The organism is Psychrobacter sp. CX18 (assembly GCF_057396215.1).
Genome location: NZ_JBXYJH010000011.1, coordinates 78,045 through 101,908, shown reverse-complemented (window position 1 = coordinate 101,908; position 23,864 = coordinate 78,045). Strand labels below are relative to the sequence as shown.

Sequence of the window (23,864 nt, the reverse complement as noted above, 5' to 3'; positions counted from 1 at the left end):
TCACTTTCATTGATAAGTGAATGACTAGATTTGGTATTGCATTATCATTGCTCGACTATTGTAACTGCTCAAATTCTGTTATAATTGCCTGTTATTCTATTTTCCAGTAACACAAGTTTCGAGTGACTCAAGTTTCAAGTGACTCAAGGTTTTATAATTCTCTCAATGCTAAATTATTGCTAAGCTAAGGCTGTTAACGATTTTTACTCACTTCCTTAACTGACGATCTTTTGCAAACAGCATTTATCTTTTCATCCTCTATACAGTCAACCGCAAGCGAGGCATCTGTTATGTCACCAAATACTAGTTCACTAAATAGTGGGTCATCAATTACCACATCGCATAGTGCTGGTATCACATATCCAAAATCCTATGACGTCGTTGTCATTGGGGGAGGACATGCGGGTACAGAAGCGGCGCTGGCGGCAGCACGGATGGGTGCTCAGACTTTATTGTTGACCCATAATATAGAAACATTGGGGCAGATGAGCTGTAACCCTGCCATTGGCGGTATTGGTAAGTCACATTTGGTGCGTGAAATTGATGCCTTAGGTGGCGCCATGGCATTGGCGACCGATAAAGCTGGTATACAGTTTCGGGTCTTAAATAGTCGAAAAGGGGCCGCAGTTCGTGCCACTCGTGCCCAAGCGGATCGTATTTTATATAAAGCGGCTATTCGCCATACGTTAGAAAACCAGCCTAATCTTGATCTATTCCAGCAAGGCGCGGACGACATTCTTGTGGAAAATGGTAAGGCCTGTGCGGTAGTGACCTCTACTGGTATTATTTTTAAAACCAAAACCGTTGTTTTGACGTCAGGTACCTTCTTAGGTGGTGTCATTCATATCGGTATGGATAATTCTAAAGGGGGGCGCGCCGGTGATCAGCCGTCTATTAAGCTTGCTGAGCGTTTACGTGAATTGAAGCTGCCAGTAGGACGCTTAAAAACAGGCACGCCCGCCCGTATTGATGCACGTAGTGTTGACTTTAGTGTGATGAAGGTTCAGCCTGGTGATACACCCCTGCCTGTCATGAGCTTTATGGGGCATGTGGATATGCACCCTGAGCAGGTTAACTGTTATATTACCCATACCAATGAGAAGACGCATGACATTATTCGTCAGCATCTTGATCGTTCGCCTCTATTCTCAGGTACGATCGAAGGGGTAGGGCCACGCTATTGTCCTTCTATTGAAGATAAAATACATCGCTTTGCGGATAAAGATAGTCATCAAATATTTGTTGAGCCAGAGGGTTTAACCACGAATGAGCTGTATCCAAATGGCATTTCAACCAGTTTGCCGTTTGATGTGCAAATTGAGTTTATCCGTACGATGGCGGGCTTTGAAAATGCCCATGTGACGCGTCCAGGATATGCCATTGAATATGATTATTTTAACCCACAAAACTTAAAGCCGACGCTTGAAACTAAGTCAATTGATAGCTTGTACTTTGCTGGTCAGATTAATGGCACGACAGGCTATGAAGAGGCCGGTGTACAGGGTCTTCTCGCTGGTATAAACGCTGCGTTATCGACGCAAGATAATCCAGTCATGGACAGTTGGACACCGCGTCGTGATCAAGCTTATTTAGGTGTATTGGTCGATGACTTAATTACTCATGGCACAAAAGAGCCATATCGTATGTTTACCAGTCGCGCAGAATATAGACTGCTACTACGTGAGGATAATGCCGATCAGCGGTTAACCGAAATAGGCCGTCAGCTTGGGTTGGTTGATGATAATCGCTGGGAGTCTTATCAACAAAAAATGGATTCTATCGCCACGGAATCTGCGCGCTTAAAAGATATGTGGGCAACTCCCAACAATGAGCTGGGTAAAAAGTTTGCAGAACAGACAGGTGAAGTATTGTCTAAAGAATCTACGGCTTACGACTTATTAAAACGTCCTAAAGTTGGGTTTGATGATATCGCTACCATAACGGGTGCCGAGGTGGCGTCAGATGTGGGTGAGCAGATCGAGATATCGGTTAAATATGCCGGATATATTGATCGTCAGCAAGAAGATATCGATCAAATGAAGCGCCTAGAAAATACTGAGCTTCCTGACGACTTTGATTATAGTGTGGTCTCTGGACTGTCCAATGAGATTGTACAAAAGCTCAATGAGATTCGCCCTGCCACCTTAGCTCAAGCTGGCCGAATTAGTGGAGTTACCCCAGCAGCTATCCAGCTATTGGGTATGACCTTGAAAAAACAGCGCAAAGCGATGGCTGCCATTACTTCTTAGATGACTGGGATTTTTAGTTGACTGTATTTATTAGTTGATAGGGTTTAATCTCTTAGTTTCTGACGCAGCTCGCTATTTTTATAAATTGATGCTTTAATCATTAGCTGCTTCCATAATTAGCTACTTCCCCTAAAAGGAGTCAAAAATGCCATATGATAAGCTTTCAGATCTGCCAGATCAGGTCAAGGACAACTTACCTAAGCATGGACAAGAGATATTCCTTGCCGCTTTTAATAGTGCCTCTGAGCAATATGATGACGAGTCACGTTGGTTTGCAACCGCTTGGGCTGCTGTTGAAAATGTCTATGAGAAGAATGACAAGGGTGACTGGGTAAAAAAACAAGACCATAAATAGATAGTGAGCGATGTATGATTGACGCTATTGTCTTTGCCTTAAATATTGTATTGCCTAACCTGTTTTTAATGGGGTTAGGCTTTTTTATGCAAAGACACGGCCATATTAGTAGAACCTTCGTCGACGAAGCTTCTAAATTGGTTTTTAATTACGCATTACCCTGTCTACTTTTCTTTAGCGTGACACAAAGTCATGTTGACTTTATGCAGCAAATAAATCTGATTGTTGCAGGGTTCGTGGTGACCTTGTTGTTATTCTTTGGTGCAGAATGGTACGCCAAACAGTTCATCGAAAGAGCCGAAGACAAGGGCGTTTTCGTACAAGGCGTCTTTCGCAGTAATATGGGTATCATAGGACTCGCAACAGTTGCCAATGCCTATGGTTCTCAAGGGGTGAGCGTGGGTGCGGTATATATGGGAATATTGACCCTCATATTTAATATACTGGCGGTCATCACCCTTAGCCGAACGGCAGTTGAGAATACAACGGCTAAGCAGTCTAGTGAGTCTGACAATACTAAACGCACGGCTAATGTTAATTCTGCACATAGCAATAGCAACAAAACCCGTCAATTTGTGACCTCAGTACGTTCTTCACGCTGGATATTATTGGTGCAAAAGATGCTCACCAACCCGCTGATCATCGCTTTAGTCGTGGCATTTAGTTATAAAGCACTGGCATCAAGTGTCTCATTTGTGGGTCTACCCAATGTCATCACTCAAACGGGCGAATATTTATCCGCATTGGCGTTACCTTTAGCCCTTATTTGTGCTGGGGCGACGCTCGATGTCCGCTCAATGCTCAATCTATCAGGCTTATCGATGCAAGCCAGTATAGGCCGTATCGTTATTGCGCCACTCTTGGCTGTTGGAGTGGGGCTAGGTTTTGGTCTGACAGGTGTGCACATGGGGGTGTTGTTTTTGATGGTGACGTCTCCAGCGGCAGCAGCAAGTTATGTAATGGCAAAAGCAATGGGGGGAAATGAGGTGTTGGCGGCAAATATTTTGGCATTTACCACCGTGGTGTCATTATTTGCTATGGCGATAGGCGCAGCTATATTACGTGGTTTAGGCTTATTGTAGTCTTGTGTTTAAACCTTGGAGGTGATACAGTCTCAAGCTTGGTCAGAGTGACAGTCTCAGCAAGTTTGGCTCAGCAGGTTTCGCTCAAAAGGTTTGACTCAATAGGTATATGGATAAAGTAGCGACAATTATGATAAAGAATTTCGGCACCACTGTGTGCATAGCCAGTGTACTGATGGCATTGGCTTTTACAGCACACGCAGTGCCTACTATTCCGACTAGCGAAGTTATCTTTATCAAAGGTAGCGACTGTGGCCTTTATAAGGGTGATTTAACCTCTGGTAGATTATTCACACTTGAGATAAAAGCCAATCAAGAATTAGTGGTAAAAACTGAAGGCCATGTGCAGAGTGTGGTAGATAGCAAAGGCAAAGTGCTTAAAGATCAAGGCGGATCAGATTACCGCTATGTGAGTCAACATTCTGGTACTCATACCATAAAGATGGTAGGTCGCAATATGACTGAAGTAGAGTTTTGCGTGCTCTAATATTACCCATTCTTTATGGAAATAGATATAAAAAAGCCACCGATACAAAAATCGGTGGCTTTTTTCTTTTTAATTAGGAACGTAATATCAAATCTACAAATTAACTTATCGATGATGGCGAGGGCCACCGCTAATAATGGTAGGTTTAGTGAGCCTGATAAAGATAGGTTGTTTCATACAAAAGGTATTATTGATTTAGATCAAACAACTCAAGTTTAGGCACCAGATCAAGTGAGTGTAAGCGGGCTTGTTGGTCGTATATATTAGCAGTAACCATAAGCTCATCAGGCTGATATTCTTCGATGAAGTGTTGAAGTAGGGGTCGAACACGAGGTACAGAACCAATAAACGAAATGGCTAAAGCATCCTCTACCATTGCCTTTTCCGGTGCACTCCATAAGTTGTCCATTGACTGAACGGGTTTTGGTATTTGTCCTCGCTCACCACGGCGTAAGCGCACAAAGCTCTGCTGAGCCGACGTAAAGTGGTAGTGTGCAGTGTCATCATCGTCAGCAAGGAGCAGGTTAGCCGCTAACATGACATAAGGCTTATCTAAATAAGGCGAAGGTTTGAAATTATCCCGATAAGCCTTTAAAGCGTGAGTCATCATACGCGGGGCAAAATGCGAGGCAAACGCGTAGGGCAGTCCTAATTTAGCCGCGAGTGTCGCACCAAATAAAGAAGAGCCTAATATCCAGATAGGTACTTGACTGTGAGCTCCTGGAAAAGCTTGAACCGGACTGTTATCTGAGTCACTCCCTAAAAAGAATAGCAGCTCCTGCACATCTTGCGGGAAGCGCTCAGCATCCTGCATTTGACGGCGAAGCGCAGTAAAGGTTGCGCCATCTGTACCCGGCGCACGGCCTAAGCCTAAATCAATACGGTCTCCATATAAAGCTTGAAGCGTACCAAATTGTTCAGCAATTATCAGTGGCGCATGGTTAGGTAGCATGACGCCGCCTGAGCCAATACGTATCTTGCTGGTTTTGGCACCAATATGCGATAGTAACACTGACGTTGCGGCACTGGCAATTCCTGGCATATTATGATGTTCTGCCATCCAGTAGCGGTTTAGTCCTATGGACTCTGCCTTTTGTGCCATCTCAACGGTATTAGCGACACCTGTTGAGATAGGGTGACCTTCTGGGACAGGTGCTAAATCAAGAAAGGATAGCGGTATTTTAGTCATAATTTATCCATTATCCATTAATATAGGGGTAAAATTGTCATCGTTATAGCTATGATATGACTGTGTACCGCTAAAGTTTCAAGAGGATAGGGGCTAAAATTAATAAATCATAAAAGAATGAATCCGAACTGAAATATTAAGATTTATCATCAAACTGCGCTTGGCATAGCTTGATAAATGCCTTACCAAAATGGCGGATTTCGGCATCATCTCGAACCGCAATCCAACTGGTAAAGCGGCCAAAGTGATCAATAGGAATGGCAGTTAGGCTTTGATAATGGCTGGGTTCGAATGCCATCTCTGCGATGATACCAACTCCCAATCCTGCGCCAACGTAAGTGCTAATCACATCAGCATCTAAGGCCGCTAATACGACATCAGGCTCTAAACCGGCCTCATGAAAGGTCTTATCGATAGCACCACGACCCGTAAAGCCGCCATGATAGGTCACTAGGGGATAGCTTGCTAAGGTAGGTAAGTCGATAGTATCTAGACCAGCCAGCTCATGGTCTTTTGGTACAATAACTCGATGAGACCAGTCATAATAGCGATAGCATCTGAGGTAGGCATTTTGTAATAAAGATTCAGTAGCAATACCAATATCGGCCTGACCGCGTATAACCATATTAGCAATGGTCTCAGGATCGGCTTGTTGTAATACCAACTGCACTTTAGGGAATTGTTTTTTAAATTGTTTAATAATGTCAGGCAATACGTAGCGCGCTTGGGTATGAGTGGTCGCCAAGGTTAACGTGCCTGTTTGCGGATTGTTATAATCAAGGCTAATGTTTTCAATGGTACGTATTTCTGTGAAGATCGCTTCAATATGGGGCAACAGTGCCTCACCCACAGGAGTTAGTCCAGTCAGGCGTTTGCCCTGACGTACGAAGACTTCTGCCTTTAGTTGGCTTTCTAGTGCCGAGATATGCTTGGATAAGCTTGATTGGCTAGTGTGTAAAACGAGTGCCGCTTGACTTAAGTTATAGCCGTTTATGACGGTATGCCAGACCGTTTCTAATTGCTTAAGTTGAATTTGTAAGTGTCTTTGGTTGACGACCACATCAATTGCCATAAAGATATCCTGTTGCAAGCTCAAAATGAAAAGCCAATTAAAAGCATAAGACTAAAGTAGGGGGTAATTTTAAGGAATTATAAACACATATTCCAATCATTATACCGTTATTTAGGCGGTTATTACTATTCGTAGCTTTATATATGCCAGATGCGATACTGCTAGTCAATTCTGTCATTCTCAAGTAATATAACTATTTTCTGTTTTTTAAAATGATAGGTCTGCTATGTCTGTATCGACCCCTTCTAATACTACTCATTCTCAAACTGAGCTCACTGCGCCTCCTAAAAAGTCATGGATAGCGTCTTTAAAGGCTTTTAAAGACATACGCGTATTAATCATGTTCTTTTTAGGTTTTGCAGCAGGTCTTCCTATCATGCTGATATTTTCAAGCTTAGGGCTTTGGCTCAATGAGGCAGGGGTTGATCTAAGTATTATTACCATGTTTAGCTGGGCGGGACTGGGCTATGCGTTTAAGTTTATTTGGTCACCATTAATCGATGCGATACCCTTACCGATATTAACGAAGTGGCTTGGTCGACGACGGGCGTGGATGGTGGTGTCACAGTTGTTGATCGTATTGGCAATATATCTTATGGCCAGTATTAACCCGGTTGAGCAAAGTGTACTGAGTATCATGGCAGCAGCCGCGGTATTATTAGGTTTCTCAGCAGCCACACAAGATATTGTCATTGATGCGTATCGTATTGAACTTGCACCCCCTGAGATGCAGCCGGTGTTATCCTCTATCTATGTGACGGGTTATCGAATCGGTATGATTGTGGCAGGGGCAGGGTCGTTATATCTGGCGGTATTTTTTGGTTCAACCGAGACCCAGTATAGCTATGAGGCGTGGAGAAATACCTATTATGTGATGGCGGTGATTATGACATTGCCCTTGCTGACGACGTTTGCAGGGTATGAGCCAACAGCACAGATTTTACAAGTTAATAAACAGCAGCGTAATTTAAAATTATTCTTTATATATTCAGCGTTGTTATTGGTACCTGGGACGCTATTTGGTCTGCCCTATTTAGTGGAAACATTATTCAATAGATTGTCTGATAGCAGTGTCGTTATTATTCCTTTATCTATTTATCCCATACTAAAAAAATACTTTGCGGTAATCATTGGTTTTGCCCCGCTTTTACTGTTATTTTTTATGGCAAATCAATCAAAAATTATTAATAAAGCGCCGACTGTGACTGAGTCACGCAATGACTACGTTAGATTGGTGTTAGTGTTTATATTGTCCATTATTGTGTTTATATACGGCTATCGGTTATTCGGCCAGATACAGCCAGTATTTGAGGATGCGCTAGCGAAGTTCTTAATGGCTACTCTACGCTTATTGACAAGTTTAGCGCTGGCGCTAGTCACAGGCTTCTTGTTGGTCAAAGTCGGCTTGGTTAAAAAAGAAGTGGCGATGGCAACGTGGATCAATCCGATTATTGACTTCTTTCGCCGCTATGGTAAAAAAGCGCTCTTATTGTTGGCGTTAATTGGCTTGTATCGTATTTCAGATATTGTTGCAGGCGTAATCTCCAATGTCTTCTATCAAGAAATGGGGTTCACCAAGACGCAAATTGCTGATGCGGTTAAACTTGTCGGCGTGATAATGGCCATAGTAGGTGGCTTCTTAGGGGGTATGCTTGCTCAGCGACTTCGTGTGATGCAAGTGATGATGATCGGTGCCATTATGGCCTCAGCCACCAACTTATTATTCATTCTGCTCACTTACCATCAAGGTAGTGTCGAGTATATGTATTTTGCGGTTATTTTAGATAATCTGGCATCGGGCTTTGCCAGTATGGTGTTTATTGCGTTTTTGTCCGCCTTAACCTCTATTAAATTTACGGCGGTGCAATATGCCATTTTCTCATCGTTAATGACGCTCATTCCAAAGGTGATAGGGGGCTACTCAGGGGCAATTGTTGAGGTGACAAGCTGGCCGTTCTTCTTTACATTTACCTTTTTAATTGGAATACCCATACTGCTTCTGATTTACCTCGTTGATAAATATATTGTGATTGGCGGTAATGACGATATTTATGGTGATAAGGAGTTAGTTAATGATAAGGAATTATCCGATCAGTCTAATAAGGCCTCTTTATAGATGAAGGGTGTTCAAGCTTTGTCTGAAAAAGCCGCCACTATTAAGCAGATCAAGCAGATTCACTATGATGGTCTGCCTACGCATTGGGTAACGGATTGGTTGCTGCATGTGCTTAATAAGCCTGCCTCCTATTTGATTACCGATAATGGCTATGTGCTAACCGCTAATGAGCAGGCACAGTTTGAAGCAGGCATTGCTAAGATGCAGGCTGGCACGCCACTGGCTTATTTGACGGAGAAGCAGGCGTTTTGGTCACTAGAATTTGAAGTGAATGAACATACGCTGATACCTCGTCCCGATACCGAAGTGTTGGTAGAGCAAGTGCTAGATTGGATAGCCAAGCACTACTATACAAATAATACTAAAAATAGCCTAAGCAAAGCTGATATGAAGACTGTCTCTTCATCTGGTCCTTTATTTAGAGCATTGGATTTGGGCACAGGTTCTGGCTGTATTGCGATTAGTTTGGCGTATGAGCTTGCTAATCAATTCTCCAATCAATCCGCCAATCATTCAGCTAATCATTCAGCTAATCAATGGCAGGTAATGGCGATTGATTATTCAAAAGAAGCGTTAGAAGTTGCTAAACGTAATGCAGAGCTTAACAAAGTAACTAATATTGAATTTGCACTAAGTGACTGGTTTTCAGCAATTGAGCCAGATTGTAAGTTTGCGGTTATCGTCTCAAACCCACCTTATATTGATAGTGATGACACCCACTTAAATCAACTTCAAGCGGAACCTGTAACCGCTTTGGTAGCTGATGATAGCGGTCTAGCGGATATCAAACTAATATGCGCGCAAGCTAAATCATATCTCGTTAGCGGTGGATTATTGGCAATCGAACATGGCTATGACCAAGGTGGCGATGTCCGTGAAATTTTTAATAAAGATGGATATACTCACGTAAAAACGATCCAAGATTATGGGGGTAATGACAGAGTCACAATGGGTGTATATTATTGATAAAACTGTTAAATGTTTGGAGGTTTATATGAATATTAAACAAAAACCACTCTTTATAGTCATATTATCAATGCTCACATTAAGTGGCTGTTCAACGATACAATCTTGGGAGGAGGAGGTAAGAGCAAAATCCCCCACGAATTTTGTTAATACTGATCCCTATACCGATCCAAATGCTGAACGTCCGTCTACTTTTATAACAAATCCAGAACCTAATAGACTTGTTGAAGAATATAGACTTAAGGAGTTGACTAAAAACGAGAAATTCGACTCTGATCATTTGAAAAAAATAGAATAAAATAGTCATTAGTCAATGAAGTTAAAATCGTGTATTTAATATTCTTTATCCTACTCTCAACTTAATAGCTGGCAATATTAATATCTAATGATGAGCAGTGCTTTTGTTCATCTATTGAAAAATACTAAAAAGGGTAGCAAGTCCCCCTTTTTTAAAGGGGGATTTATCTCGAAAATCCATCCCCAACCCTTCCTTTGAAAAAGGAAGGGAGCTAAACCTTGCAAAAGCTATAGCTCATACTTTAAGTTGAGATTGGCGTATTCTTAAATAAAAACAAGAACCCCCGTTATCACTATGACGGGGGTTCTTGTTTTATTAGATGACATAATCCTTAATGACGAAAAATTGTCTAAATATAGTCAGCGAACTACTAAACGATTACAGCGTTAACCTCGTTAAGCCTACTCCAGTAGGACTTGCACTCGGTTGCCTTGTAACCATTTTAGACTTCAGTGACTATGAATTTTATAATCACCCAAAAGGCTGATGTTTCCGATTTATGAGGAGTAACGGTGTGATAATAAAGTTGTGATAAATCCACATTATTGACTCTTGATATGGGAGACACCTAATATTGTTCAAGAATGGCAAGACTGTTTAGATTGCAAGAGTGTGAAAGGGGTGAGCGTTTTAGCCCTGACAGTAGCGGATATACTTGGTATAGCAAAGGGCAGATACGCTTGCTTTAAGCCGTTATCGCGAAGCAGGAACGGGTTAAAGCGTAGCGGTTCGACCTTTGCAAACCAAGATAATAGCGGATGGCAGGATTAGCTACTAAGAAAATACGATAAACCTATAATTTATGTCTTATCTCAAAACTATGATGGATTGGTTTTTTTGGATTAAAATCAAAACCTATGGTCTGATTGGTAATCTCAGTGACATCGTAGCGCTCAAATAATGCTTCATCCATTTCAAACTTAGTAAAGTTATTAGAGAAATAGATGACGCCGCCATTCGCCAGTCGATTCATCGCACGGTTAATCAATGCTGTATGATCGCGCTGCACATCAAAGGTACCTTGAAACTTCTTCGAGTTTGAGAAAGTAGGCGGATCAATAAAAATCACATCAAATTGATCGGTATTGTCTTTAATCCAATCAAAAATATCTGAGGCGATAAATTGATAACGGCTGGTGGTGACATCAAGGCCATTTAAAGCAAAGTTCTGCTTGCCCCAATCGAGATAGTTCTGCGATAGATCGACACTGGTAACGGATTTGGCACCTGCTAATGCGGCATGCACGCTGGCGGTACAAGTGTAGGCAAATAGATTTAGCACATCGGCACCACGACTTGCTGAGCGAATCATACTGCGCATATTGCGGTGGTCGATAAACAGCCCCGTGTCTAAATAATCGGTAAAATTAACATAGAAATAAGCGCCATCTTCGACCACCACATGCATTTTGCGTTTCTTTTGAGCGAGTCGCTTTGCTTCTTGCTTTTTGGCCTCTTCACGGGCTAGCTGATACTTATTACCTTTATAGCGGTTGCGGTTGTCTTTATTGGGCTTATGTTCTGTCTCTTTCGTTGATTTTGCGCTACCCTCTGATTTTGCTAGATCAGGGTTGCCATACTGGGTATTGCCGGTTTGACGGGCACGGGTCTTGATGAAAATCTGTTCACGATTGATACCAAATACTTCACGAATACCCATCAAGGCTAAATTGAAGCGTTTACGAGCGGTCTCAGGCGGTATGGTCTTGGGGGGCGCCCACTCTTGAACATGGACATAATCGCCATAGACATCGATGGCCACCTTATAATCTGGTAAGTCAGCGTCATACACCCGTAAGTTAGTGACGTCTTCTTTGGCGGCAAGCTTTTTGAGATGATTGACATTTTTTTGCAGACGGTTGACGAAGTCTTGCGCCTCATCTACGTTAATTTCCGTTTTTTCAAAGCGCGTAATTAAGTTCTCGCCCTCTTTGCGGATTAATTGACCATAGCGGAAATACACCGTCATCGCGCCGTTATGACAACGTAGGGTTTGCGGCTCATCAATTGGCAACACATCGGCTTGTTCAACATGAGCTGCCAGCAGCCCTAAGATGGGCTGATACTTTTGCTTAGAGAAGATATCTTGTAAGGTTAATCCAAGCCCTTGGTATAACGGCTTGATAAAGTCAACCTCACCCAGACGCTCCCCATAAGGCGGATTGGTAATGATCAATGGACGTTTTAGTTTGCGATCAAGCAAGGGTTTGGCTAATGCAATTTTAAGCTGCGATAGGGGTCGCTGCTCAAGAGTGATATGCGGAATAAGCTCATTGAGACCCGCTGCGATTAGGTTTTTATGAGTGGCTTTAATCGCGCCTGCATCGGCATCAAAGCCCAGTATAGTCGGCAACTTACCATGCTTACCACTGGCCGCCTTTTCTAAGCCATCCTGAAAACGCTGCTGCGCCTGTGTAACGCACTGATGCCATAGGTCACTGTCATGGTCTTGCCAATGATAAAAACCAAACTGAGATTCGGCTTTATCAATACCGACGGCGTAATCACACTGCATTAGTAAAGCTTCAATGATAAACGTGCCTGAACCACACATAGGGTCAATTAAGGCGCTATAGCTATTTTTTGCTTTGTGCCAATCGACGCTATACAACAGCCCTGCCGCTAAGTTTTCTTTAAGCGGTGCATCGGTCATTGCCACACGGTAGCCACGGCGGTGCAAGCTGGTACCAGATAAGTCGAGGTAAATCTCGGCCTGTTTGTCGTTGACCGTCGCATAAATGGAGAAGTCAGGATTGTCGCTATCGACATCGGGACGGCTATCGTACTTGTCGTTAAAGGTATCCGCAATGGCATCTTTGATCCGTAACATGGCAAACTGCTGACTAACTTGCACCCGTTTATCGACGCTCATACGAATGGCAAAGGTATTGTCAAGTCCAAACCATTCCGTCCAGTCTACGGTTTTCGCCAAACCATTTAATTGTTCGGCGACATCATATTCATTGTTAATATTGCGTTTTTTAATTGGCAGTAATACCCGTGACGCGACACGAGACCATAGGCAAATACGATAAATTTGCTCTAATGTTGCGGACACCGCCAAGCGACCTGTGCTTTTTATGTCGCTGGTAATGTCCATGCTACTAAGCTCAGTGTGCAATGGCGCTTCTAAGCCGTCTGCACAAGTAATAACAATGTCGTAACGTTTATGATTGGGTTCTGTCTCAGTAGAGTCGTCGTCTGGCGACTGAGTACTTTGTATTTGGTTGTCTATAACTGAGCTGTTTTTAGAGGTTGGACTGTTTTCAGAGATTGGGCTGTTTTCAGAGATTGGGGTGGACATATTGGGCCTTTACGTTGTGTGATGCTTAGGGTCTGTTTGTTCTATAAAACAACCTATCTTTGCTTTAAGTCCTTATCAAGCGGATTGCGCCTGCATTAGACTGATAATTCTTGATAGGTTAATTTTAATAAGGGTATAGCGTTGGTATTAGTTCAATGCGATTGCGGGGTTGGGTCTAAGAAACTGTATTCACAAGCTAAAGTTAAGATGTTTTTAGGTTGAAATGAGTCAATACGAGGCAAAATTTGGTTGAATAGTTATTCTATTTAAGCCTAATTTTAACAAAGTAATGGCTCATTTCAGACAAAAATAGTCAATTGTAGATTGTGAATGCAGCTTCTTCTAATATTAAAGATTTTAACACACTAACCGATGCGGTTTTAAAATTAACAAGGTTTAATAATATTTAGGGAGACTGGGTTTTATTTGTCCGTTTGCAGGTCAATAGCTTCAAACAGCCTAGTCTACTGACTCATCTATTCGGTATCGTTACCCATATGCGTGGTAACTTCAAACGGTTTGGTTTGAATGGGATAATCGACATCTTTCGGCATTAAAATTCGCATGTGCGGGTAGGGGATGCTAATGCCGGCATCCTGAAGCTTGGTTTTAATACTTTCATTTAGCGCCTCTTTGATACGCGGTATTTGCGGAACTGCCGCTGGCGTTACCCAAAATCTGACAATAAAGACCACCCCAAAGTCGCTAATCTCTGAGATAGTAGCCGATGGTTCAGGACGCTTTAAGATTTTATCCATGTCCTCTATAACCCCTAATATCACCTCTCTTGCGGCATCAATGTCAGCCTCTAAAGCAATACGGGCAAATACATCAAATCGAATAAAATTCTTTGAAGTCAAATTAGTCACTTCTGAGGAGGCTACTGTGGAGTTTGGAATTATCACTGTGATGTTATCGCGGGTTAAAATATGCGTGGTGCGTAGTGAGATGAGAATAACGCGTCCTTCTTTATTATCTAGGCTAATCCAGTCGCCCACTTGAATAGATTGCTCAAGTAAAATGGTGATACCCGAGATAAAATTAGCAATCGTTTGTTGCGCGGCAAAACCAACTGCCAAGCCAACAATACCAAGACCGGCAACCAGTGACACAATATCAAACCCAAATTGAGCCATGACACTGGCGAGACCGAAGACGACTATCAGTACCGAAAAGACGTTTTTTAGTAGCTGCTCAATGGAAGCGTTCAGCCCATAATGCTTAAGCACGCGGCTGATGACCTGCTCAGATGATGTCCATAGTACAAAGTAAATACCTGCCCAAATACTGGCTTTGGCAGTGGCTTTAACCGTAGAAGGGTCAATATTAATTTGACTCATTATGGCAATTATACAGCTGACAAACCATAAATAACGAATCGTTGAGCGCACAACGTTCATCCGCTTATCACTCAGCTTGAAGCGCTCTTTATTATGCTTAATAACATAGGTCAGTAGCCAATAAAAGCAGCCTAAAACTGCTAATAAGATGACAATTTTAATTGTCGTGCTGGCAAGCTCAGCACCGCGAGATGCCCAATCGTGCGTTTCTTCCTCTAGATCACCACCAATAGCCAGATATAAGCTCGTATATAGATCGTGCAAGATCTCTTGGAAAAATTCGCTAATTCGAGAGCCAGTTTCACTTGCCATGGGTCTGCCTAAATCGTTAAGGGAGGGTTAATATAAATTTTATTCTATAATATACAACAATTTCGTTAACGTTTATTTTATAAGTTAAAGTTTATTTCATAACAAGCAAAACACCTTGTTGTTAAACAACAAGGTGTGAAATAGATTTCGCGATTAGGATATAAATAGTCAGTGAATTTTATAAATAGCGTAAGTTTGATTGCTGGCTACTGGCTATTGGCAATTTTACTTCTGGTATCTCTAAGCGCCGTACGCAAGCCCTCTAATATAGTAGGGTGATAAAAAGGACTGGCCAACAAACCATCTATCGTAATGTCATTGGTGATCGCTGTCGCCAAGATATGAGCGATATACTCCGCATCTGGGCCAACCATACAAGCCCCCAGTACGTGACTGGTCTCAGTACTGGCGTAAATACGCAATAAGCCACAGTTCTCACCCATAATACGACTACGCCCCTGATTGTCGAAGCTAACCTCACCAATCACATGAGATATTCCTGCACTTTCAATCTCTGACAGCGATTTTCCGACGTTGATAATTTGAGGCGAGCTGAAAATAACGGACATTGCAGTGGCTGGTTTTTTGGCTTTATCGGGTGTCACATCACTGAGAATAGAGCTGTCAGCCGCGCTATCAGGATCATCAGCAATCGCCTCACTAATGGATACGCTATTAGCCTTATGGGTGATCAATAATCCCACCTCTTTACCTGCCAGATAACCTTCGTTACTAGTGACATGTAGCAGGGGCATATAGGCATTGGCATCACCAACGATAAAGACATCCGTACCCTCAAGGGTATTATGAATTTTACCCGTGGTTTTATCCATATTCAGTGGGCGATTTTTGTCATCCAATTGAACCCCTAAATGCTCAAGACCAAGCGTATGAATAGTATTACGTCGACCCGTGGCTACCAATACTTTCTCGCCACGCCAAGTTTGTCGCGTCCCATCTTCATCCGTATATTCAATAATGGCAACAGACCTATCGTTCATGCTGCCTTCTCGAGCCACACTCTCGATAGTGGTATTTAAACGCAAATCGAGACTGTGGGATAAGCATTCAATGGCTTTTTCATTGATCTTTTCATCACGTAGACCGCCGACACGCTTCGCACGATTAAATAGGACGACCTCTACACCCAATCTACTGAACGCTTGCGCCAACTCTAGCCCTATAGCGCCAGCTCCGACCACAGCCATTGACTGAGGTAAATCTGGTATCTCAAACACAATATCCGAAGTCAGTAAGGCATCCCCTAGGCTTTCTTTCCAGCCATCAGGGATATAAGGCTTGGAGCCTGTTGCGATGACTATGTGATCCGCCTTAATATACTGCGTTTCATCGCTCGCCGTATGCGCTTCGATCAGTCCTGATTCAGTGATCAGCGCACGACCGTAGATCTTAGTATCCTCATCCCAACTTTCCGCATTTTTAAGCGGATAGCTGGCGAAGTGGTCACGCTCGCGTCGCACACGCTGCATCACTTGCTTGCCATTGATGCTTGCTTGACCCTCAATGCCAAACTCATCAGAATGATCCGCATGATAAGCGCGTTCTGCGGCGGCGATAAGCAGCTTACTCGGCATACAGCCCATGGTGGTACAGGTCGTTGACCAAATGCCTTCATTGATAATAACAAGATTATCCGTTACTTTATTGATTTGACGATACGCATTATGCCCTGCGGTGCCTGCCCCGATAACTGCGGCATCAACATGACGAATGGCTTTATTGGCGTCAGTGTCACTTTGAGTCATTACAAGTATATCCCTTGGTAAGTGCGTTCAAAATATAGGTGAGTTGATAGATGAAGACTTTAAAATTGGTTTGTCGTGAGGTAATGATATAAAAGGGCTTAGAACTTCATATCTGAATCTTCGTATCTGAACCTTCGTAGCTAAACAACGTATTGAGTATTTAATAGCCAAAACCTGACGACTACCTAAGCCAAGATATCGAGCAATCTGTCAGCATAACCCTTTGCCCGAAGGTTGCGCTGAGCGTGTGTTAACTGTCCGTCTTTGTTAAATACAAAGGTTGAGCGCACCAGTCCCATCGTTTTTTTGCCATACATAGTCTTCTCTTTGATAACATCAAAGTGTTGGCATAGCTTTTCATCGGTGTCACTGATCAATGCAATCTGTAAATCTTGTTTGTCGATAAACCTTTTGTGCGACTCAATGCTGTCTCGTGATACGCCAACGATAGAGTAGCCCAATGTTTCAAAGTCATTAAGCTTGGCCGTAAAATCAGTAGCTTGAGTGGTACACCCAGGTGTGTTGTCTTTTGGGTAGAAATATAAAATGAGACCTTTGTTGCTGTCCTGCAGTAAGCTTTTTAAGCTAATGTCAGTTTCAACTATTTCCTCGTCAACTTTTTGCACCATAGGGACAGTAAATTCAGGTAAGTTTAAGTTTTCATCCGTTGGCTTCGCCATCATGAGATCCTTTTTTGAGTGGGGTTGTTTGATTTAATCGGATTGTTTATAGGTTTGTTTTCAAAAAACGGTATAGCTATAGTCAAAGAAGTCTAAAATGGTTACAAGGCAACCGAGTGCAAGTAGCAAGTAATACGAGAGTAGACTTAACGAGGTTAACACAGTAACCGTTTAGTTGTTCGATGACTATATGATGTATAAAGATATATAAAACAATTATGCTATAAAAAAAGGCTGACGTATGCCAGCCTATTTTAGTAACCTTGTTAGTATTTGCTTATAGTATTCGCTTATAGAGGTCGCTTAGCTTATATAAACCTAGATAGCTCGGTAGGATGATCTCATTAATTGAGTTAACCTGCTTTTTTAGGCAAATTGAGTTTGATATCTTTTGTGCACTGTTGTAACTCTTGCTGCATCTTTTTGACATAAGGCAACTGCGAAGGGTCTTTATTACTTTGTGCGTAGCTTTCAATTTCCCAAGTTTGTCCAATGGTCATTTTACTACGCACATTGACCTGACAACTACACAGCTTTTTAGCATTCGCCGTGTCAGCAATTTTATTATCCACGACGCCTTTAACACATTTGTCAATTTGGTCTTGTTTAATGTCTACCGCTTGAGCGGGTGACATAAATAATGTGGCAGAAGCCAATATCGCGAAAGCGGGTGAGATTTTATTGGTTTTAAACATCATAAAGTAAAGTCCTTAAAGCAATTCGATCGTAAACGTTGAACGATATATCAATTGATAAAATAAGACGTTGATAATAAGAGTCGTCATGCCAATCAGTGTGTTAACAACTTAGTTGACGTATTTAAAGTCTATAGCCATTTCAATTCTATAGACAAGGTAGTTAATAGCCACTGTTGGCAGTCACGCTATTGGCTACCTACTTTAACAATAGCCAGAGACGATTCATATTGCTTTTTGCTATGCCGTTGCAAAGTAATGTTGCTAGACAGTTGGTTTTTCATTAAGACTTTAAACAATAATATCCTAAAAAATTAATTTCAGAACATTTTCAAGGTAATCAATAGGTTAAATTCATTAACCTTGCTAAACTCAAGCATACTGTGACTGTCATAGCTGATTAAACGACGCAATATTTTCATTCACAAAGTTAAACCATGTCGTTATCTAGTCTGCATATTGAGTAACACTCTAAACCGCATAGCGAGTAGGGTCGCTGATACCTGCATCACTAAAGCCTCTTTTACGTAACGTACAGCTATCGCATACACCGCACGCACGACCATCTGCATCCGCTTTATAGCACGAAATGGTATGAGAATAATCTACTCCTAATGACGTTCCTAGTTGGATCGTCTGCGCTTTTGACAGCTTTTGCAAGGGAGTTTGGATGTGCAGTTTATGACCGGTCACCCCAGCTTTCGTCGCTAAATTTGCCATGACTTCAAAGGCTTCAATATACTCTGGTCGGCAGTCAGGATAGCCTGAATAGTCGACTGAACTGACGCCAATGACAATATGATTGGCTTCGGTGACTTCAGCTACTGCCAGCGCATACGACAAAAATATAGTATTTCTAGCTGGCACATACGTGTTTGGAATGGCATCGTTGTCGATGGTATCCGTATGAGTGGGGTACTTTTGCGCATCGCCATCAGGCACTACCATATCATGGTCAGTAAGCGAGGAGCCGCCAAGTTGAGCGATATCGATATTAATGATCTTATGATCAACGCCAGCTTGTTCGGCAATTTTCTTAGCAGCAACCAGCTCACTATTGTGGCGCTGACCATAATTAAAACTGACCGCAGTGACTTTGGCAAAGCGCTGTTTTGCCCAATAAAGACAGGTAACCGAATCTAGACCACCTGACAGTAATACGACAGCATTTTGATTTGTGGTTTGCTCTAGAGTTTGATTTGGAGTTTGGTCTTGGGATTGTTTTGAAGTCTGGGATGTGGAATGAGTTTGAATTTCTGGGGTATCGTTTTGCAAGTTATTGACCTCGCTAGAAGTTGGGAGAGGAAAGTGATCTCTTAGAAGTTATCATTTAGAAACTGTCAGTTCTAAACTGTTATTTAATAAAAGTAGATTTTAACAAAGTTAGACGTAAACACAGAGGGTATGGCACAAAAATAATGTCGCGCAATATGAGTCAATTCACTCACTTGCTCATTCACTCACTAGATATTTACTTAATTGATAATGATAGCGTTTATATAAACTATCCTAATCAAAGCGATAGATATCCATCCCCAAACTATAATGAACCATACTTTCATGTATGACCGAGACGCGTTGACCTGACCCTAGTGCAAAAAACAAAGGCAACAAATGTTCAGCAGTTGGATGAACCTGATCTGCATCAGCGAATTGTTGCCAGTCTAAAGCCGCCGGAATATCCGTCTTAAGCTGATTAAGTAGCCACTGTTTAAATGACTTAGCTAATGTATCCTCACTTTTGGCATGCCACTTAATCGCACGTAAATTATGAGTAATACTGCCAGAGCCGATGATCAATAGTTGTTCATGCCGAAGTTGCGAAAACAAGCTGCCCAATTGATAACACGCATAAGCATCAAAATATCTGGGTAAAGATATCTGAACAACCGGAATATTCGCCTCAGGATAAAGATGAATCAAAGGTGTCCATACACCATGATCCAAAGGTCGCAGCGGATTTAAGCTATTGATAATACCCATCTTGTTCAGTTGAGCGGACAGTGATTCTGCTAGTGCAGGCGCGCCTTTTGCAGGATAATTTAACTCATGCAAAGCACGATCAAAGCCTGAAAAGTCATGCCAGGTTTGCGGTTGCGGATTGCTTGAGATCTCCAAAGTATGACTCACCCAGTGCGCCGACATAATAATGATAGCTTTTGGTAGGGGCAAGTTTTGACCCACACGAGCTAACGCATTGGTGATCGTGCTTTTCTCCAAGGCAAGCGTCGGTGCACCATGCGATATAAATAACGCTGGCAAGGTGGAGGTGGGCGGTACAGGCGCAATCACCTCACCACTGGTCAACGGCGTAATGCTAGTCGATAAGGACTTGGGCACCCCTTGAGTCAGCGGCTGTGTAACTTTTTTTGAAGGGTTCATGGCTTAAGTTATGGGGGCATCATTACGTTTTTAAAGACAAGCTTCGCTAAAATTATGTCAGTATTTAAATGCTTTGCAGTAGTCATTTCCATTTGTCACACTTATGATATTCAAGCTTATATAAGGTAACAGTCATGGTTTAGGATTTGATGTAGCCAATCCCGCTTGTACGCTATATCTAGTTATCTAAGTGATGCGTCGCTACAGCTTGGGGCGTCGCTTGCTTCGCGTCGCCACCCCAAGCCTACCTCCGCTATCACTTATCTCACTAGGATACCGCTACAATCGGGGCTAAACTTCCTTGTTCTATGAAGCGACTGTTATTTTAAGAGGTACTTGATTTAATGAGGCACTTCATTTATGAGACTGTTAATTCGCAAGACTTTTTCAAATAGCTATTAATTTATGAGACTATTACTGCAAGTGGCTATTATTTTAAGTGAATCGCAAGCCATTAAATAGTGACTCGAATATACAGCATAGTTTAGGAGTTAGTTAATGGAAAGAGTCGTTAATATATTTAAAACGCTTGTTGCCATGCTACTAATGTCGGCAGCTTTGTTTGGTTTATGGCGATTATATGATAGTTATGTAACGGAACAGAAGGATGTCTATTGGTCTATTGAAGATAAGCCCTCTAAAGAAGAGCTCACTCAATTAATGGTTCCACTTATTGAAAATCTGCAACAGCCTGACGAAACTAAATATCTTCCAAAACTAGAGTTTAGATCTATATCAATGACCTACAACAACCCTAATGACAAGACTGAAGATCTATTAATGGAAAATATTGAAAAACAAGGCATATGGGATGAAGTTGAGTTGAATGGAAGTCAGTCTGGCAATCATAAATTTTGTTATAACCAGTTCGAGCTCAGTGTTAACAACAATGAATATAATACTTTTCAGTTCAAAGATAGTCGGGACAAAAGCATAACGATCAATGTTGGGTGGCATAGGACTGGGGTTTGCCGAAGTAAGTATATACAACGTTTATTGGAAAAAGAGCAATTAAATAAGCCAAGTTAACGGTTTTGAACGGCCAAACTATTTCGATAGTGCCTACCTGTAGAGTACGTCTCTCTAATTACCCCGATGATACGGATGATTATGATTAATACTCATCGCCCGATACAGTTGCTCCATCAATACCACCCGCACTAAAGGATGGGGTAGGGTAAGCGGCGATAAGGACCACTTAAAGTCGGCCGCCGCCAACACCTCAGGGGACACCCCATCAGCTCCGCCAATCACTATTGCAATATCATCGCCAAGTTGCATGGCTTCATTGAGCTTATTTGCCAACTGTTCGGTCGATAGCATTTTGCCTTTAACATCAAGTACCCACAGCTTTTCACGGCTGTTCGCCTGATGGCTTGATAAAATAGCACTGCCTTCTTGTTCGCGATACTGGGCTAAATTTGACTCTGAAGGATTTTTAGCTCTTTTAGCAGGTGTCAGTTCTGCTATTTCAGTGCTCAGCATCGGCTGAATACGTTTGTGATACTCATCAAATCCAGTGCTGATCCAATTTGGCATTTTATTGCCAACACTCAAAATTCGTAACTTCATAGGTAGCCTTTAAGCGTTATCTAAACGCTATCGATAATTTTTGTGACAAGAAATGTATTGGCGTTAACCGTTAACTCGTTATCAGTAAACATTAATTGATTAAGTAAAATGCAGACTGCTTGTATAAGATAACGACTATAAGATACCAACTAATAAAGGGAGTTAAATCGCCTTAAAAAAAGGAGTTAAATTGCCGTAATGTGCCTTACTTTACCTAAATTTTTGTCGCCTAATAAATTCGTATCTAAATATTTCAGAATTTACCCATCAAGCTTAAGCCTTATATAACTTAATATTCAATCAGAGCCAACTTAATAAGACCATAAAAGTTTCTAAAGTCAATACATTTGAGTGAAACTTATAAACTTATCCACAGGTTAAATAAGACTAAAGGGTCAAGTTGTGAAACATATTAAGATCTAATATATAAGCCTACAAAATATTTAAATTTAACAGTCATTTAATACTTATTGTCACTAAGTAATTGATTTTATTAATAAAAATAACTGTATAAAAAATGAACAATTTTATTCAACCCCCTATGTTCTCTAGGGTATAACTTGTCAAGGGGTTGCTTATCCACAGAGTTATCCACAGTTAATGGGGAAAACTCCTAATCGCCTTGCTAGCTGTGCGCTAACAAGAATTTCGTAAACTCAGTTAAAAAAATATAGACTTTTAAATGGATTAAAAAGCTAAATAAATCCGCTGGAAATTATAAAAATCTAATAAATTTTATGCTAAAAACAGGGGGTGTTTCACAAATATGACGGTGGCATGATTTTTTCATGACATTAGGACAATAGGACATTAGGATTAGTTACAAGCAATTTTTATAATGGGGTAAACGTAAAGGTATAAAACTAAAATATACCGAAGCCAATATTTAAAGAAATAGCAGCTTTATAAGCTGCTAACTTGAAAGTATATTAACTCGAGACCATTTTAAGCTAACTCATATTAATCCTACTGTTAGTAATAACGGCACTTATCTTTTTTGATGAGTGGACTTTGTTATTGAGGCTAGTATCAGTCTCAATAACAAAGTCCTAGGTGAGGCATTAATCTTTACGATAGATTAAGTCCCAAACACCGTGCCCACGGTCTAAGCCTCTTTTTTCAAATTTAGTCATGGGTCGAAAGTCAGGTCGCGGGGTAAAGTTTCCAACGCCAGCGGTATTGGTTAGTCCATCAAAGTTATCTAAGACATCAAGCATCCAGAAGGCATAATGTTCCCAATCTGTGGCAGCATGAAACCATCCGCCTGTTTTTAGACAACGGGTTACAATCTGCATACGCTCAGGGCTAACAAAGCGACGTTTGTAATGACGTTTTTTTTGCCAAGGATCTGGGAAGTAGAGCTGGATACGATCGATATGATTTTCAGGCAGTTGCTGCATTAAGCGAATGGCATCACCATTAATGATCTTTAAATTGCTTAACCCTTGCTCACTAGCCATAACGGCACATTTACCGATACCAGGCTCATGGACTTCAATACCAACAAAGTTACGCTTAGGGTCTGCCTTCGCCATTTCAACAAGTGAGCTACCCATACCAAAACCGATCTCAAAAGTTAGCGGCGCATCTGGACCATTAGGGGTTTGCTTGGTATCGCTAAACAGGGCGCGCAAATCAGTAATGTTATCGATAAGTCCTTGACCTTTATCGTCTGTTGAATTGACGATATAGACGGCATAAGCTGGATCCGTTAGCGCATTTTCCGCAGACTTACTGACATGAGTACGGCGCTTCATAAAGGTATTAATAAAGCGCGGGAATGCAGTCTGCTTATTGTCAGTATGACTGCTAACAGAGTGGCTATTAGTATCATTGTGATCAGTGTCGCCACTAGGCGAATTATTTGTACTCATATCAATTGAACCCTAAAATAAACAGTAATTTTGGCGTATTATAACGCAAATCACGTGTAATACGATGACCAAACGACGAGAGTTCGTTTGGTCAGGCATTGTATCCGTTTAACACAAGGCTTAGT

At 41.7% G+C, this 23,864-nt stretch carries 19 protein-coding genes; 8 read left to right on the top strand and 11 right to left on the bottom strand.

The window, feature by feature from the left end; translation table 11 throughout:
• The first annotated feature begins 353 nt into the window (after positions 1 to 353).
• The 4 genes from mnmG to AC2SLT_RS09590 all read left to right on the top strand — a co-directional run bounded on the left by mnmG (position 354) and on the right by AC2SLT_RS09590 (position 4,173).
• Entirely contained in the window at positions 354 to 2,249 is a 1,896-nt protein-coding gene (gene mnmG / locus AC2SLT_RS09605; protein WP_486547518.1) for a tRNA uridine-5-carboxymethylaminomethyl(34) synthesis enzyme MnmG, read from the top strand.
• A gap of 145 nt (positions 2,250 to 2,394) precedes the next feature.
• Positions 2,395 to 2,604, top strand: a complete 210-nt coding sequence (locus tag AC2SLT_RS09600) for a ChaB family protein (protein WP_486542909.1) — start codon at positions 2,395 to 2,397, stop codon at positions 2,602 to 2,604.
• A 14-nt stretch (positions 2,605 to 2,618) separates the two neighbouring features.
• On the top strand, positions 2,619 to 3,686 hold the full coding sequence (locus tag AC2SLT_RS09595) for an AEC family transporter (RefSeq protein WP_486547436.1): 1,068 nt from the start codon (positions 2,619 to 2,621) through the stop codon (positions 3,684 to 3,686).
• A 130-nt stretch (positions 3,687 to 3,816) separates the two neighbouring features.
• Positions 3,817 to 4,173, top strand: a complete 357-nt coding sequence (locus AC2SLT_RS09590; RefSeq protein WP_486547435.1) for a hypothetical protein — start codon at positions 3,817 to 3,819, stop codon at positions 4,171 to 4,173.
• Positions 4,174 to 4,360: 187 nt separating this feature from the next.
• On the opposite strand, the gene AC2SLT_RS09585 is transcribed toward AC2SLT_RS09590, so the two are convergent.
• Positions 4,361 to 5,362 carry an LLM class flavin-dependent oxidoreductase gene (locus AC2SLT_RS09585; protein WP_486547434.1) on the bottom strand — a complete coding sequence of 334 codons (1,002 nt, stop codon included), beginning with the start codon at positions 5,360 to 5,362 and terminating at the stop codon, positions 4,361 to 4,363.
• Between the two features lie 136 nt (positions 5,363 to 5,498).
• A complete protein-coding gene (locus tag AC2SLT_RS09580; RefSeq protein WP_486547517.1) occupies positions 5,499 to 6,434 on the bottom strand; it encodes a LysR substrate-binding domain-containing protein in 936 nt (311 codons plus the stop codon).
• A gap of 226 nt (positions 6,435 to 6,660) precedes the next feature.
• On the opposite strand from AC2SLT_RS09580, the gene AC2SLT_RS09575 reads away from it, so the two are divergent.
• The 3 genes from AC2SLT_RS09575 to AC2SLT_RS09565 are packed head-to-tail and all read left to right on the top strand — an operon-like array spanning position 6,661 to position 9,814.
• Positions 6,661 to 8,550 (top strand): AmpG family muropeptide MFS transporter, encoded by a 1,890-nt coding sequence (locus AC2SLT_RS09575; RefSeq protein WP_486547433.1) that lies wholly within the window; start codon positions 6,661 to 6,663, stop codon positions 8,548 to 8,550.
• On the top strand, positions 8,551 to 9,516 hold the full coding sequence (gene prmC / locus AC2SLT_RS09570) for a peptide chain release factor N(5)-glutamine methyltransferase (protein WP_486547432.1): 966 nt from the start codon (positions 8,551 to 8,553) through the stop codon (positions 9,514 to 9,516).
• Between the two features lie 28 nt (positions 9,517 to 9,544).
• Complete coding sequence (locus AC2SLT_RS09565) at positions 9,545 to 9,814, top strand: hypothetical protein (protein ID WP_486547431.1); 270 nt, start codon at positions 9,545 to 9,547, stop codon at positions 9,812 to 9,814.
• Between the two features lie 793 nt (positions 9,815 to 10,607).
• Here AC2SLT_RS09565 and rlmKL read toward each other — a convergent pair.
• From rlmKL to AC2SLT_RS09530, 7 genes are all read right to left on the bottom strand, one after another.
• Positions 10,608 to 13,118, bottom strand: coding sequence for a bifunctional 23S rRNA (guanine(2069)-N(7))-methyltransferase RlmK/23S rRNA (guanine(2445)-N(2))-methyltransferase RlmL (gene rlmKL, locus AC2SLT_RS09560; RefSeq protein ID WP_486547430.1), 2,511 nt, complete (start codon positions 13,116 to 13,118; stop codon positions 10,608 to 10,610).
• Between the two features lie 476 nt (positions 13,119 to 13,594).
• Entirely contained in the window at positions 13,595 to 14,770 is a 1,176-nt protein-coding gene (locus AC2SLT_RS09555; RefSeq protein ID WP_486547429.1) for a mechanosensitive ion channel family protein, read from the bottom strand.
• A 206-nt stretch (positions 14,771 to 14,976) separates the two neighbouring features.
• Positions 14,977 to 16,536 (bottom strand): dihydrolipoyl dehydrogenase, encoded by a 1,560-nt coding sequence (locus AC2SLT_RS09550; protein ID WP_486547428.1) that lies wholly within the window; start codon positions 16,534 to 16,536, stop codon positions 14,977 to 14,979.
• Between the two features lie 185 nt (positions 16,537 to 16,721).
• Positions 16,722 to 17,216: a peroxiredoxin gene (locus AC2SLT_RS09545; protein WP_486547516.1), complete on the bottom strand. Its 495-nt coding sequence runs from the start codon at positions 17,214 to 17,216 to the stop codon at positions 16,722 to 16,724.
• Positions 17,217 to 17,569: 353 nt separating this feature from the next.
• Entirely contained in the window at positions 17,570 to 17,914 is a 345-nt protein-coding gene (locus AC2SLT_RS09540; RefSeq protein ID WP_486547427.1) for a hypothetical protein, read from the bottom strand.
• Positions 17,915 to 18,382: 468 nt separating this feature from the next.
• Positions 18,383 to 19,066, bottom strand: coding sequence for a 7-cyano-7-deazaguanine synthase QueC (gene queC / locus AC2SLT_RS09535; protein WP_486547515.1), 684 nt, complete (start codon positions 19,064 to 19,066; stop codon positions 18,383 to 18,385).
• 354 nt (positions 19,067 to 19,420) lie between these two features.
• Complete coding sequence (locus AC2SLT_RS09530; RefSeq protein WP_486547426.1) at positions 19,421 to 20,293, bottom strand: DODA-type extradiol aromatic ring-opening family dioxygenase; 873 nt, start codon at positions 20,291 to 20,293, stop codon at positions 19,421 to 19,423.
• A 498-nt stretch (positions 20,294 to 20,791) separates the two neighbouring features.
• On the opposite strand from AC2SLT_RS09530, the gene AC2SLT_RS09525 reads away from it, so the two are divergent.
• Positions 20,792 to 21,322: a hypothetical protein gene (locus AC2SLT_RS09525; RefSeq protein ID WP_486547425.1), complete on the top strand. Its 531-nt coding sequence runs from the start codon at positions 20,792 to 20,794 to the stop codon at positions 21,320 to 21,322.
• 54 nt (positions 21,323 to 21,376) lie between these two features.
• Here the strand turns inward: AC2SLT_RS09525 and rlmH are convergent, their stop codons facing one another.
• Positions 21,377 to 21,865 carry a 23S rRNA (pseudouridine(1915)-N(3))-methyltransferase RlmH gene (gene rlmH, locus AC2SLT_RS09520; RefSeq protein WP_486547424.1) on the bottom strand — a complete coding sequence of 163 codons (489 nt, stop codon included), beginning with the start codon at positions 21,863 to 21,865 and terminating at the stop codon, positions 21,377 to 21,379.
• A gap of 1,061 nt (positions 21,866 to 22,926) precedes the next feature.
• Positions 22,927 to 23,739 carry a tRNA (guanosine(46)-N7)-methyltransferase TrmB gene (trmB, locus tag AC2SLT_RS09515; RefSeq protein WP_486547423.1) on the bottom strand — a complete coding sequence of 271 codons (813 nt, stop codon included), beginning with the start codon at positions 23,737 to 23,739 and terminating at the stop codon, positions 22,927 to 22,929.
• Positions 23,740 to 23,864 lie beyond the last annotated feature (125 nt).

What these genes read in the sequence shown, in the direction of transcription:
- AC2SLT_RS09585 (WP_486547434.1), bottom strand. Translation starts at nt 5,362, where the DNA reads ATGACTAAAATACCGCTATCCTTTCTTGATTTAGCACCTGTCCCAGAA.
- AC2SLT_RS09545 (WP_486547516.1), bottom strand. Translation starts at nt 17,216, where the DNA reads ATGGCGAAGCCAACGGATGAAAACTTAAACTTACCTGAATTTACTGTC.
- AC2SLT_RS09600 (WP_486542909.1), top strand. Translation starts at nt 2,395, where the DNA reads ATGCCATATGATAAGCTTTCAGATCTGCCAGATCAGGTCAAGGACAAC.
- AC2SLT_RS09565 (WP_486547431.1), top strand. Translation starts at nt 9,545, where the DNA reads ATGAATATTAAACAAAAACCACTCTTTATAGTCATATTATCAATGCTC.
- AC2SLT_RS09530 (WP_486547426.1), bottom strand. Translation starts at nt 20,293, where the DNA reads ATGAACCCTTCAAAAAAAGTTACACAGCCGCTGACTCAAGGGGTGCCC.
- AC2SLT_RS09550 (WP_486547428.1), bottom strand. Translation starts at nt 16,536, where the DNA reads ATGACTCAAAGTGACACTGACGCCAATAAAGCCATTCGTCATGTTGAT.
- prmC (WP_486547432.1), top strand. Translation starts at nt 8,551, where the DNA reads ATGAAGGGTGTTCAAGCTTTGTCTGAAAAAGCCGCCACTATTAAGCAG.
- AC2SLT_RS09595 (WP_486547436.1), top strand. Translation starts at nt 2,619, where the DNA reads ATGATTGACGCTATTGTCTTTGCCTTAAATATTGTATTGCCTAACCTG.
- trmB (WP_486547423.1), bottom strand. Translation starts at nt 23,739, where the DNA reads ATGAGTACAAATAATTCGCCTAGTGGCGACACTGATCACAATGATACT.
- AC2SLT_RS09590 (WP_486547435.1), top strand. Translation starts at nt 3,817, where the DNA reads ATGATAAAGAATTTCGGCACCACTGTGTGCATAGCCAGTGTACTGATG.
- AC2SLT_RS09540 (WP_486547427.1), bottom strand. Translation starts at nt 17,914, where the DNA reads ATGATGTTTAAAACCAATAAAATCTCACCCGCTTTCGCGATATTGGCT.
- AC2SLT_RS09525 (WP_486547425.1), top strand. Translation starts at nt 20,792, where the DNA reads ATGGAAAGAGTCGTTAATATATTTAAAACGCTTGTTGCCATGCTACTA.
- rlmKL (WP_486547430.1), bottom strand. Translation starts at nt 13,118, where the DNA reads ATGTCCACCCCAATCTCTGAAAACAGCCCAATCTCTGAAAACAGTCCA.
- AC2SLT_RS09580 (WP_486547517.1), bottom strand. Translation starts at nt 6,434, where the DNA reads ATGGCAATTGATGTGGTCGTCAACCAAAGACACTTACAAATTCAACTT.
- rlmH (WP_486547424.1), bottom strand. Translation starts at nt 21,865, where the DNA reads ATGAAGTTACGAATTTTGAGTGTTGGCAATAAAATGCCAAATTGGATC.
- AC2SLT_RS09575 (WP_486547433.1), top strand. Translation starts at nt 6,661, where the DNA reads ATGTCTGTATCGACCCCTTCTAATACTACTCATTCTCAAACTGAGCTC.
- AC2SLT_RS09555 (WP_486547429.1), bottom strand. Translation starts at nt 14,770, where the DNA reads ATGGCAAGTGAAACTGGCTCTCGAATTAGCGAATTTTTCCAAGAGATC.